The 12,263-nt window shown below is 61.7% G+C and carries 10 protein-coding genes, 1 tRNA gene and 1 pseudogene; 4 read left to right on the top strand and 8 right to left on the bottom strand.

Going from position 1 to position 12,263, the window contains the following annotated elements; genetic code table 11:
• Positions 1-256 precede the first annotated feature (256 nt).
• Positions 257-700 carry a large conductance mechanosensitive channel protein MscL gene (gene mscL / locus ACZCWR_RS10135; protein WP_487300637.1) on the bottom strand — a complete coding sequence of 148 codons (444 nt, stop codon included), beginning with the start codon at positions 698-700 and terminating at the stop codon, positions 257-259.
• A gap of 183 nt (positions 701-883) precedes the next feature.
• Complete coding sequence (locus tag ACZCWR_RS10140) at positions 884-2,266, bottom strand: DUF2252 domain-containing protein (protein ID WP_487300638.1); 1,383 nt, start codon at positions 2,264-2,266, stop codon at positions 884-886.
• Positions 2,267-2,505: 239 nt separating this feature from the next.
• Here ACZCWR_RS10140 and glgX point away from each other — a divergent pair, with 239 nt between their 5' ends.
• Both glgX and ACZCWR_RS10150 read left to right on the top strand, forming a co-directional pair.
• A complete protein-coding gene (glgX, locus tag ACZCWR_RS10145; protein WP_487300639.1) occupies positions 2,506-4,719 on the top strand; it encodes a glycogen debranching protein GlgX in 2,214 nt (737 codons plus the stop codon).
• 141 nt (positions 4,720-4,860) lie between these two features.
• Entirely contained in the window at positions 4,861-4,983 is a 123-nt protein-coding gene (locus ACZCWR_RS10150) for a hypothetical protein (protein WP_487300640.1), read from the top strand.
• A 52-nt stretch (positions 4,984-5,035) separates the two neighbouring features.
• Here ACZCWR_RS10150 and ACZCWR_RS10155 read toward each other — a convergent pair whose 3' ends face one another.
• From ACZCWR_RS10155 to ACZCWR_RS10165, 3 genes and pseudogenes are all read right to left on the bottom strand, one after another.
• Entirely contained in the window at positions 5,036-6,238 is a 1,203-nt protein-coding gene (locus tag ACZCWR_RS10155; protein WP_487300641.1) for a tetratricopeptide repeat protein, read from the bottom strand.
• A 94-nt stretch (positions 6,239-6,332) separates the two neighbouring features.
• Positions 6,333-7,013 carry a PspA/IM30 family protein gene (locus tag ACZCWR_RS10160; RefSeq protein WP_487300642.1) on the bottom strand — a complete coding sequence of 227 codons (681 nt, stop codon included), beginning with the start codon at positions 7,011-7,013 and terminating at the stop codon, positions 6,333-6,335.
• A gap of 370 nt (positions 7,014-7,383) precedes the next feature.
• A pseudogene (locus ACZCWR_RS10165) lies at positions 7,384-7,611 on the bottom strand (plasmid mobilization protein); the annotation flags it as partial.
• Positions 7,612-8,148: 537 nt separating this feature from the next.
• Between ACZCWR_RS10165 and ACZCWR_RS10170 the strand changes: the two are divergent.
• Positions 8,149-10,683, top strand: a complete 2,535-nt coding sequence (locus ACZCWR_RS10170; protein ID WP_487300643.1) for a penicillin-binding protein 1A — start codon at positions 8,149-8,151, stop codon at positions 10,681-10,683.
• 78 nt (positions 10,684-10,761) lie between these two features.
• On the opposite strand, the gene ACZCWR_RS10175 is transcribed toward ACZCWR_RS10170, so the two are convergent.
• From ACZCWR_RS10175 to ACZCWR_RS10185, 3 genes are all read right to left on the bottom strand, one after another.
• Positions 10,762-11,211, bottom strand: coding sequence for a copper chaperone PCu(A)C (locus ACZCWR_RS10175; protein WP_487300644.1), 450 nt, complete (start codon positions 11,209-11,211; stop codon positions 10,762-10,764).
• 6 nt (positions 11,212-11,217) lie between these two features.
• Positions 11,218-11,580 (bottom strand): copper resistance CopC family protein, encoded by a 363-nt coding sequence (locus ACZCWR_RS10180; RefSeq protein ID WP_487300645.1) that lies wholly within the window; start codon positions 11,578-11,580, stop codon positions 11,218-11,220.
• A 69-nt stretch (positions 11,581-11,649) separates the two neighbouring features.
• Positions 11,650-12,009 carry a DUF2946 family protein gene (locus ACZCWR_RS10185; RefSeq protein WP_487300646.1) on the bottom strand — a complete coding sequence of 120 codons (360 nt, stop codon included), beginning with the start codon at positions 12,007-12,009 and terminating at the stop codon, positions 11,650-11,652.
• A gap of 167 nt (positions 12,010-12,176) precedes the next feature.
• Here ACZCWR_RS10185 and ACZCWR_RS10190 point away from each other — a divergent pair.
• Positions 12,177-12,253, top strand: a tRNA-Met gene (locus ACZCWR_RS10190).
• The last annotated feature ends 10 nt before the right edge of the window (positions 12,254-12,263 follow it).

The raw sequence follows: 12,263 nt of genomic DNA on the forward strand, positions 1-12,263 counted from the left end.
CGGCGCACGAATCATGCCGTGGCCGTTTGGCGGCCCGCTTGGCATCCCCTCTTAGCATCCCTCAAACTTCTGTCTCAATAATAGTCCCGCACAACCCTGCACGAATAGCCTTTCCTGAAGAAAAAAAGCGGGCGGGCGCACGTAAAAGAATGGGGAAGAGCAGCAGCCCGCGCGGATTGCGCGGGCTTTTGCCGTTTTTGATGCAATTGCTTGCCAGACGGCGGGAAAAACAACGGGGAAAACACGACGAGTTCGATCAGACGCGCGGGGCGTTTTTCAGTTCGTCGCGGATCTCGCGCAACAGCAGGACATCTTCCGGCGTGGCGGGCGGCGGTGCGGCATCCGACGGCTTGCGCAGGTTGTTGATGAACTTGACCATCAGAAAGATGATGAAAGCGAGAATGATGAAGTTGATGACCACGGTGATGAACGACCCGTAGCCCAGCACGGCCACGCCCGCGTTCGTCAAATCCTTGTACGACTCGGGATTGCCTTTGAACGTGGGCGGGATCGGCCCGAGCCGGATGAACAGACTCGAAAAGTCTAGCCCGCCGGTCGCCAATCCCACCACCGGCATGATGAGATCCTTCACGATGGAGTTCACGATCGTCGAAAACGCCCCGCCGATGATGACCCCGACCGCGAGGTCCATGACGTTGCCCTTGAGTGCGAAGGCCTTGAATTCCTGAATCATGCTCATGCGCGGCTTCCTCCAGTTAAAGTCCGAAAAAAATGATTGTCGAGTCAAAGCAGCAGCACGGCTGGCAGCAAGGGCCATGCCATTCGTATGCATTTTGAGCGTGCCGGACGCGTTTTGAAGGCGATTGTTTCGCGCCGACGCGTCAATGATAGTCAATTGTTCGCGCGGCGTCCGGCGGCGAGTTCAACTGGTCAGCGAACTTGCGCTCACGCGGCCATGACTGATCGCGGCGGCGAAGGCTGCGTGATCCGCCACGGTCTGCGCGCCGTAGCGTTCGGCCCACATGGCGTAGGCGGCGTCGAGCTTGTCGGAGTTGCCGCAATAGCCTGCGAGCAGGGCGGCGTCGCCGGTGCGGGCATGGGCGCGCGCGAGCAGGAGGCCTAAGCTCCACGCGTAGAAATCGAAGGTTGCGCCGTGCAGCCAGTCCATGGGAATCGAGCCGCGTATTTGCTTCATCTGACGCACATAAAATTCGCGCCCGGAAATCGTGGTCCAGCCGAGCAGGGCATCGGACGAGGTTTGCATCAGACGCTGACCGTGAACTACGCGCCGTCCCTGATGCCGGTACGGTTCGTCCAGCGGCGGAACGAAGGGTGCGGCCGCCGGGACGATGCCTTCCTTCACCTGCATGAACAACGGGTCGCCGAGCGCGCGGCCGATCATCAGCACGAGATACGCGCGCGTGCCGACGCTGCCCACGCCAACCACGCGATGACACACATCCGCGATGTCGTAGCGCTCCAGCATCATGCGCCATTCGCCCGCGATGGTTTGCAGATACGCCTTTAATCCGTCGATGACGTGATTCTTTTCCGCCGCGTCGAGCGTGGTGAGAATGGGCGGGTCTTCCTTGAAGCGCCAGCTTTTGCCGGACGGCTCCGCGACCTTGGCGAGCATGGTCGCGTGCGAGCGCTTCATCGCGCGTTCGATCGTTTTCTCGATGGTGGCCTTTTCTTCCGCGTCCAGCTTCACCGGCGCGTCGATGCGGCCGGCGGTGCCGTACGAACGCATCTGCCAGAGATCGTAAGGACTGACCTGCCAAAGCTCCGACATCGTCGTGCGATACGCAGCGCACGCCGAGCGCACCGCGCGATCGCGGCCGGCAACGTCCACGCCGTTCTCGCGGGCCGCCACGTTGATGCTCGCAGTCAGCCGTTTCAAATCCCACTCCCACGGACCGACCAGCGTTTCATCGAAGTCGTTCAGATCGAACACCACGTCCTGACGCGGCGTGCGAAAGAGGCCGAAATTGTTGACGTGCGCATCGCCATCGATGATGACGTTGTGGCCGATCGACGGCGACTTCGCCAGATCCCACGCCATCACCGTGGCCGCACCGCGCAGAAACGCGAACGGCGATTCGGCCATGCGCGCCATGCGCAGCGGTATGAGGCGTTCCTGTCGTCCGGCATTGTTGGCGAGCACGCGCTCTACGGGATCGGGACGGTCGGATGCGGGTTGCCAGGCGCCGTGCGCTTCGAAGGGAACGGCATCGCGCAGGGCGCGGCCAGCGGTGCGGCTTTCATCGGCGGATGCAATGGGGGCGGATATCGGACGCGTGGACAAAGCGGATTCTCCCTGGCGCGTAAGTCGTGATGGTTTTAAGCGTCGCATGAAGCACGCGCCACACCAGCATGTTTTACACGCAATGCGTGCGTTCTGCGCGGGTTGGTAGAGCGTGCGGGCGGCTCCGGCGCATGAACGTGGGCACGCATTCTGCTCATTAGAAACCCGCTTCAGGCCACCAGACCCCACAGTCAAGCAACAGCGACGAACGGGCATCCATCATTCGAAAACATCATCTCATGCCGAACGAACTCCGCATTGCCGAAGGTTCTCCCTTTCCGCTCGGCGCAACCTGGGACGGAAATGGCGTCAACTTCGCGCTGTTTTCCGCGAACGCGACCAAGGTCGAACTCTGCCTTTTCGATGAGAAGGGCGAGAAGGAAACGCAGCGCATCGAGCTGCCCGAATATACCGACGAAGTCTGGCACGTCTATCTGCACGGCCTTCAGCCGGGCGCGGTCTATGGCTACCGGGTACACGGGCCGTATGAACCGGAAAACGGCCATCGCTTCAATCCGAACAAGCTGCTGCTCGACCCGTATGCGAAGGCGCACGTCGGCGAACTGAAGTGGGACCCGGCTGTGTTCGGCTACACGCTCAACGCGGAAGGCGACGATCTCACCTTCGACGAACGCGACAGCGCGCCGTTCATGCAGAAGTGTCAGGTCGTCGATCAGAGCTTTTCGTGGACGCATGCAACGCGCGTGCGCGTGCCCTGGGAACACACGATCTTCTACGAAACGCATGTGCGCGGCTATACCAAGCGCCATCCCGCCATTCCCGAACACATGCGCGGCACGTTCGAAGGGCTAGGCCAGCAGGAAGTGGTCGACTACATCAAAAGCCTCGGCGTGACCTCCGTCGAACTGATGCCGATTCAGGCGTTCGTCAACGACAGTTATCTGCTTGACAAGGGCCTCACGAACTACTGGGGCTATAACACGATCGGCTTCTTCGCCGCCGATCCGCGTTTCTTTGCGCGCGGGCCGGGCGCGATCGCCGAGTTCAAGGAGATGGTCGACCGGCTGCACGAAGCCGGGCTCGAAGTCATTCTCGATGTGGTCTACAACCACACGGCGGAAGGCAACGAGCGCGGGCCGACGCTGTCCTTCCGGGGAATCGACAATGCTTCGTACTACCGGCTGATGCCGGATGAGGCGCGTTACTACATCAACGATACCGGCACGGGCAACACGCTCAATCTTTCGCATCCGCGCGTGTTGCAGATGGTCACCGACAGCCTGCGTTACTGGGTGACGGAGATGAACGTCGATGGCTTCCGCTTCGATCTCGCCACGATTCTCGGACGCGAAACGTACGGCTTCGACGAAGGCGGCGGCTTCCTCGACAGTTGCCGTCAGGACCCGATTCTCTCCAGCGTGAAGCTGATTGCCGAGCCGTGGGATTGCGGTCCGGGCGGCTATCAGGTCGGCGGCTTCCCGCCGGGCTGGGCGGAGTGGAACGATCGCTATCGCGATACGGTGCGCGCGTTCTGGAAGGGCGAGGAAGGCACATCGCCGGAACTGGCCACGCGCATGACGGCATCGGGCGACAAATTCAACAAGCGCGGGCGCAGACCATGGTCGAGCGTGAACTTCATCACCGCACACGATGGCTTCACGTTGAACGATCTCGTCTCCTACAACGACAAGCACAACGACGCGAACGGCGAGGACAACAAGGACGGCCACTCCGACAACAAGTCGTGGAACTGCGGCGCGGAAGGTCCGACCGACGACGCCGAAATCCGCACACTGCGCGAGCGCCAGAAGCGCAACATGCTCGCGACGCTCTTGTTCTCGCAAGGCACGCCGATGCTTCTCGCTGGCGACGAATTCGGCCGCACGCAGGAAGGCAACAACAACGCGTATTGTCAGGACGACGACATTAGCTGGGTCAACTGGGACATCAACGACGAAGGCCGCGCGTTGACCGAGTTCGTCCGCAAGCTGACGACGTTGCGGCACACGCTGCCGGTGCTCAGGCGTCAGCGTTTCCTCACGGGCGAGTATCGCGAGGATCTCGAAGTCGCGGATGTGAAGTGGCTCAGTCCCGGCGCTGAAGTGCTCACGCAGGAACAGTGGGACGATCCGAACATGCTGTGCTTCGGTCTCGTCATCGACGGGCGCGCGCAGGCGACGGGCATTCGCAAACCGGCATCGGACGCGACGCTTTTGTTGATCGTGAACGCCTATCACGATGTCGTGGATTTCACGCTGCCGGATATTCCCGGACCGGACGAGTGGAAGTGCCTGATCGATACGAACGCGCCGATTCGCGAAGAACTGGAAGTGTTCGATTCGGGCGATAAGTATCAGGTGACGGGCCGCTCGCTGCTGCTGTTCGCCTTGCAGCCGCGCGGTGCGACGCGACGCATCTTCAGGCAGCTCGAAGAAGCATTGACGGATGATGTGCCGCCGGAAAGCGACGACGAGAAGAAAGAGGATAAGTAAGCGGCGCACTCCGCTCAACGGCGTTCGCGCGCCGTGAGCGGGTATCATGCGTTTTTTGCGATGACGGCCGGACGGTGCAAGCCGCCGGCCTTTCTATTTCATGCCTTCTGTTTCGATGAGCCTTCGCGCTCGAATGCCCGCATGATCCTGCGCACCATCATGCATGTGGCCAGTTGGGATCAGCTCGAACGTGTCTGGGAATTCATCGTCGGGTTCTTCAAGTTCCTTTGGGCGCTGCTGAAGTTCTTGGGCGGGGCGGGGTGAGACGTCCTTATAAAAAAAAGCCCCGCGTAAGAGCGGGGCTATTTGTGTCTGCTTAGGAATCGCGCCAGGAATCGTCGTCGTTGCTGCCGAGGTCGAGACCGCCGCCACCGCCGCCGTCGCTCCAGTCGTTCGAGCCGTTGCCGAAGTCCAGACCGCCGCCGTTGTTATTGTTGTTGCCGAAGTCGATGCCGCCGTTGTTGTCGTCGCGACGTTCGACCGGCACTTCGCGTTCGATCACGCGGTCGCGCCCGCCCGACATGGCTTCGCCGAGCAACACGCCGGTGAGCAAGCCGCCCATGCCGCCACCGAACCCACCACCGCCTTGCTGAATGATGACCGGACCTTGCTGCCCTTGTTGCGGCGGATACGGTCCTTGCTGCGGATAAGGCTGCGGCTGACCGCGTCCGAACCGTTCGGCTTCCTGTGCATACGCCGAATCGTTCGGCGAGCCAGCGGGCGCGGCGTTCGGATCAGGCCGCCCATCCGCACGCGCCTTCAGACTCGCGACGCGATTCTCCAAATCTTCGATGGCATACGGCGGCGCCGGATTCTTCGCACTCGACAACGCTTCCACCATTTCGCGCAACTGCGTTTCCGCGCCTTCGACGTCTTTCAACAGCGCTTCATGTCCGGGCGCGGTCGATAGCCGTACATCGAGCTTGAGCGTGCGAACTTCGTTGAGCAGTTCGGTGGCGCGCTTGACTTGTGCGCGGCGATTGTCGTCGGCCTGACCGTCATCACGCGCGCGCGCCCGGCGCAGACCCCAGCGCAACACCAGTGCAATCGCGCCGATCAACACCGCGAGCCCGATCCACATGCCCATCCCCGGACCATGTTTTTGCGGCGCAGACAACTCCTGCCCGAACGGATTCGTCGTGCCCGATGAGTTCGACGAGCGCGCACCGTTTTCGTTACCCGAACGGAACCCGCCCTGCGCATGCGACTGAATGCGCGCCTGCGTCTGCGCGAACCGTGACGGGTCCGTGAAACTGAGCGACGGGTCCGCCGATTTCGCCTGCTGCAACTGAGCGAGCGCATCGTTCGCGCGGCCTTCGCGGTCGAGGACCTGCGCGTAGAGATAGTGAGCGTGCGCATTGTCGGGATGCGCTTGCAGCACTTCCCGCAACTGGGCGTCGGCCTGCTGCCAGTTGTTCTGCGTCATCGACTGTTCCACCTGACTCGCGGTGGGAACGGCGAACGCGAGCGGCGAAGCCAGCGACAACGTGAGCGCAAGAGCCGTCAGTGTCTTTTTCATGATGCGGGCCGGGCGCGCAAACGCCCGTCTCCTGTCGATTCCAACTTAGGGTAGTGCATATTGGCGCGGCCTGTGGCGCGCGCCGGTCAACGCCTTACTGCGCCGGCGTGTTGATCTGCTTCTTCAGCGCTTCGAGCCGATCTTCCACCGACGGTCCGCGATTGAGCGCGGCGAGCTTGTCGTCGAGCGCCTTGCCGGACTTCTGATCCGCCGAATTCAGCCGGGCATCCGAACGCGCGTTGGAAAGCGCCACCTTGTCTTCGAGCTTCTGAAAGTCTTCCGACAGATTTTTCCCGCCGATGCCGCCCAGCGCCGTCGCTGCCGTGTCCTTCGCCTGCGCGATCTGCTGCTTCGCCTGAAGGATGTTCGAGCGCGCGTTCAGATCGTTGCGGCGCTGGCGCATGTCGGCGATCTGCTGCTTGAGATGATCGACCGAAGGCACGAGCGTTTGCAGTTCCGCCGCCAAGGCATCGCGTTCCGTTTCGGCGTTCGCCTGCGCGGCGATGGCTTCGCGCGCCAGGCCTTCATCGCCACCTTGCAGAGCACGTTTCGCGCCGTCTTCGTACTTCTTCGCCTTGTCGGCCGAAGCGTCGCGCTTGCTTTGCTGCGTGGCGACCTGCGCCTCGATCTCGATGAGCGCGTTTTCCGCCTTTGCAATGCTCTCGTCGAGCTCCCGCACGATCTGGCGCGAATCGCGCGAGGGGTCTTGCATGGTGTCGGCTGCGTCGTTCAGCAGACCTTTGACCGTGCGCGTGATGGAATCGAAAAGCGACATGTAACTCTCCTTTGGATGAACCGCGGCAAGCATGCGCGCTCGTCGAATGTGAGGCGCGGCAAGCAGGATTGCAAGCGTCAAGTGACCATGAGAACGACGCCGGGTATACCCGCTTATTAGAGCATGGCGCCGCTTAATCGGGGCTTAACGAACGTTAAGGAGTGTAACGATGCAAGCCCTACAGATGAATGACGGGAAGCAAAATTCAGGAGCGTCCGCCGCCGCTGAGGGATGCGTCTTCGCCGCTGCCTTCGGTGTCGTCATCGTCACGGTTTTCATGCGATGAAGAAGGCGCGCGCGATGCGCTCTTGTTCGCATTGCGAGCGATGTTCGCAGCCGCTTCCCGCGCCTCGCGCGCAGCCGCCTTGTCGGCGACGCTCTTGAGCGCGGCGTTGAGCGCATCGGGCGCCTTGGGCGCACGCAGCCGGTCAACGATGCCCACGGCCTTGATCTGCTCGCTCGTCGCGTTGAAGTTGAGCACGGCGCGCCGCATGAGCTCACTCACGCTGATGCCGAGATCGTCCGCCGTCTTGCTGATGGCGAGCTTCTGCGCGGGAGTCACGAAAACGACGATGCGTTCGCTGGGTTTGGTTGTCATGAGCGGCTCGCAAACAGTAAGGCGATTGCAAACTTGGAAGGTCGACAATCTCGATACGGGTTCCTCAAACGGCACGACAGTCCGGCGGCAAGCTCCAGGCACGTTTTAGATATATGGCCGGGAACCTGCAATCGATGCATCCATCATATCGGTTTCACGCCGGGATGCATGCGGGACGGTCCGCATGTCACGGCATGAGCGCCGCAACAATCGGGCGCACGATCAATGACTTGCGTATTTTCTCATACGGTTGTCCACAAGGCTCTCAACAATTTCTGTGGGTAACCCTGAGAACGGCACAAACGAGTGGAAGCGCGAGCTTTTCGAGGCACGGTGGCACTCTCTTACAAAAAAACGGAGCGGGTTTTGTGGAGGCTCGTTCGAATTCTTTAAAATGCGCAGTTACCTTGCGGTCGATGGCGTTCGTGTTTACCCGATCGTCCTCGGTTGCAGATTCCGCGCAGTTGTCTCGCCTTGGCCGCGCCGTTTTGCGCGAGCCACGATTTCCGCGAGCAGGCGCGGCGAACCCTAGAAGTCATGCCCATCATCAAACGACCCGATCCCTCGAATTCGTCGCGCCACGATCGCGAACCCCGCTGGAACGACTCACGCAACGGCTCCGGCGGCGGCAACGGAGGCGGCCGCGACGGCGGTAACAACCGCGATAACGGCAAGAACCGGGGCGGGAGGAATCGCCGCCGTCCGCTTGCCGTGCGCATCATGCTGTGGCTGGCGGGACTGGCCGGACTCGGCGTGGTGGTGGGCGCGCTGATCGTCGGGTATGCGCTCGTCGTGATGGAGCCGAATCTGCCTTCGCTCAATGCGCTGATCGATTACCGGCCGAAGGTGCCGCTGCGCGTCTATACGGCGGATCACGTGTTGATCGGCGAATTCGGCGAGGAGCGCCGCAGTCTCGTGCGCTTTCAGGATATTCCCGATCAGATGAAGAAAGCGGTGCTCGCCATCGAGGATTACCGCTTCTACGATCACGGCGGCGTGGATTTCGTCGGAATTCTGCGTGCGGGCGTGACCGATCTGACGCGCGGCGGGGCATCGCAGGGCGCGAGCACGATCACCATGCAGGTGGCGCGCAACTTCTTCCTGTCGAGCGAGAAAACCTATACCCGCAAGGTCTACGAAATGCTGCTCGCGTACAAGATCGAGCGCGCGTTGACCAAGGATCAGATTCTCGAGCTGTACATGAACCAGATTTATCTGGGTGAGCGCGCGTACGGCTTTTCGGCCGCTGCGCGCGTGTACTTCGGCAAGGATCTGAAGGACATCACGCTCGGTGAAGCCGCGATGCTCGCGGGCTTGCCGAAAGCGCCGTCCGCGTATAACCCGGTGGTGAACCCGAAGCGCGCGAAGGTGCGTCAGCAGTACATCCTGAAGCGCATGCTGGATCTGAACTACATCACGCGCGAACAGTACGATCAGGCGGTCGCGGAAGAACTCCGCACGAAGTCCGCGGGCACCGAGTACGGCGTGCATGCGGAATACGTCGCGGAAATGGTGCGGCAGATGATGTACGCGCAATACAAGGAAGAGACCTACACGCGCGGTCTCACCGTGACCACGACGATCGATTCCGCCGATCAGGACGCCGCCTACAAGGCCGTGCGCAAGGGCGTGATGGATTATGAGCGTCGCCACGGCTATCGCGGGCCGGAAGGCAACATCACGCTGCCGGCAAGCGCTGACGATCGCGCGGAAGCCATCGAAGATGCGCTCGTCGATCATCCGGACAACGGCGATCTGGTCGCGGGCGTGGTGACGGCTGCCAGCGCGAAACAGGTGACGGCGCAGTTCGTCGGCGGGGATACGGCGACTGTTTCCGCCGAAGGCCTGCGCTTCGTCGCGGCGGCGCTGCGCGGCAATGCATCGAAGGCGTTGGCCATCAGGCCCGGCTCGATCATCCGCCTGATGCGGGACGACAAGGGCACTTGGCAAATCACACAGTTGCCGCAGGTCGAAGGCGCGCTCGTGTCGATGGTGCCGCAGGACGGCGCGATCCGCGCGCTCATCGGCGGCTTCGATTTCAACAAGAACAAGTTCAACCACATCACGCAGGCCTGGCGTCAGCCGGGTTCGAGCTTCAAGCCGTTCATCTACTCGGCGGCGCTCGACAAGGGTCTGGGACCGGCGACCATCATCAACGATGCGCCGCTGTCCTTCCCGTCCGCGAATGGCGGCGATGCGTGGGAACCGAAGGACGACGATCAGCCCGACGGCCCGATGTCCATGCGCACCGGCCTGCAGAAGTCGAAGAACCTGGTGTCGATCCGCATCCTGTCGTTTATCGGCACGCAGTACGCGCAGGACTTCGTCACGAAGAACTTCGGCTTCGACAAGGACAAGACGCCGCCGTATCTGCCGCTCGCGCTCGGTGCGGGGCTCGTCACGCCGCTGCAACTGAGCGGCGCGTATTCGGTGTTCGCGAACGGCGGGTATCGCATCAACCCGTATCTGATCGCGCAGATTCAGGACGCGCGCGGTGCCGTTGTGTCGCAGGCCGATCCGCTGACTGCGGGCAAGAATGCGCCGCAGACGCTCGAACCGCGCAATGCGTATGTGATGAACAGTCTGCTGCACACGGTCGCCACGCAAGGCACCGGCTCGGGCACGAACATCCTCAAGCGCAACGATTTGCAGGGCAAGACCGGCACGACCAACGATGCGAAGGACGGCTGGTTCGCGGGCTATCAGAAACAGCTCGTCGCGGTGGCGTGGATGGGTTATGACCAACCGAAGACGCTCGGCAGCCGCGAGTTCGGCGCGCAGCTTGCGTTGCCGATCTGGGTCGAGTACATGGGCCGCGCGCTGCGCGGCGTTCCGCAGGAGCAGATGCAAAAGCCCGATGGCGTGACCACGGTCGATGGCGAACTGTTCTTCGCCGACCGCACGCCGGGCGCGGGCTTCGTCGCGAGCATCGGGCTGGACAACACCAACCCGATGGCGGGCGATGCCACGACGATGGGCGGCGTCGGTCCTGCCGGCATGCAGGCGCCGCCACCGCCGCAAGTCACGACGGACGAACGTCAGCAGATCATGGACTTGTTCAGCAAGCACTGATCTTCGGGTCATTGCCATGAAAAAAAGCGCGCCGGGTTCTCATCGAACCCGGCGCGCTTTGCTTTTGTGCGCGACGCTTTACTTGCCGACCGTCGACGCCGACTTCACCGCGCAATCCACCTTGAGCGTGCTCTTGTCCGCGAAAGTGAGGGTGAGGGGAATGGTCGAGCCGACCTGCAGCGGTTTGGCGGGTTGTTCGAGCATCAGGTGATAGCCCTTCGGCGCGAACTTGAGCGTGCCGTGCGCGGGCACCTCGGCATGATCGACGGGTGCCATCGTCGCCGTGCCGCTCGTGGTTTCGGACTTATGCATCATCGTCATGCCGAAGGCGGGCATGTCCGCGCCGGTGAGCGTGGCGTTCTGATCGCCGTTGTTCGTCACGTTGAAGTAGCCGGACGAGGGCAGGGTCGATGGCATCGCGCGGACCCAGCAATCGCTCGCTTCGAGCGTGGCCGCTTGTGAGAACGACGAGAAACTTGCGAGCGATACAAGCGCGATCGCGCTGGATAGAAAAGCGATTTTTTTCATGATGTTCTACTTGACCGTGAAGTTGTAGTGACCTTGCGTGCGATGCCCATCAGCCGCGAACGCTTTCCATAGCACCGTGTAGACGCCGGGTTCGAGCGTGCCGAGCGCGACGTGCATGTGCTTCCTGTCGTTGGCATCGACGATGGATTTTTCGTGGTTCACCTGCGTGCCGCTCACCGTCGTGACGAGCAGCGAACTGAAGGCCGGTTCCAGGTCTTCACCGAACTCGATGGAGACTTCCCGCGGCGCATTGACCGTCGCGCCCGGACCGGGTTGCTGAATCTTGGGGATGGCGTGCGCGAACGCAAGCTGCGCGGATGCGAGCAGCGCAACGCCGAGCGCGATACGCCGTGTCGATGATGTCGTCATGTTCGTGTGTCCTTGGCGCTTGCCTCGCATGAAGTTGCGGCAAGCAGTCTTTCTTGAAGGCGGAAGAGATCAGGCGAGGGCGGGTGGCGCGCGAGGCTGTATGTGCGTGCGTTGGGCACTGCGCGTCGTGTTGATGTCATGCGTTTGCTCGAAGGTCTCGCTCCATGACGCGATGCCGTGATCGCCACGCGTGAACGCAGGCGGCGCAGACGCATGCGTGACCAGATCGCAATAACCGCAAGCCTGCATGTGATGCAGCGGTGCGTGATCTGCCCGAGGCTTCGAAGCGCAGAGGCTCGCGAACGTCAAATCGTCGCGCGCGTGCTCGATTGCCTGAGAGACGAGCGGCGCGAACGACAGCAGCAGGATCGCGCACAAAGCCGCGAACCCGCCGATCATCCTGACCATGCCTCGACGCAATTGATGCATGACTGACTTCGTAACTCGACTCGTTTCGTTGATCGAAGATTATGCCATGCAGGTCATGGCGTTCTGATCGTGATGACGAGTATGTCGCAGGCCTTCATGCAAAGGAAAAAGTGCGTGAGGTGTTGCATCATCGATGATGGTCCCTTATAATTCTTTTCTTCGACGGACGCGGGGTGGAGCAGTCTGGCAGCTCGTCGGGCTCATAACCCGAAGGTCGTAGGTTCAAATCCTACCCCCGCAACCATTCTCATAAA

Source organism: Caballeronia sp. A2-2 (assembly GCF_057612605.2).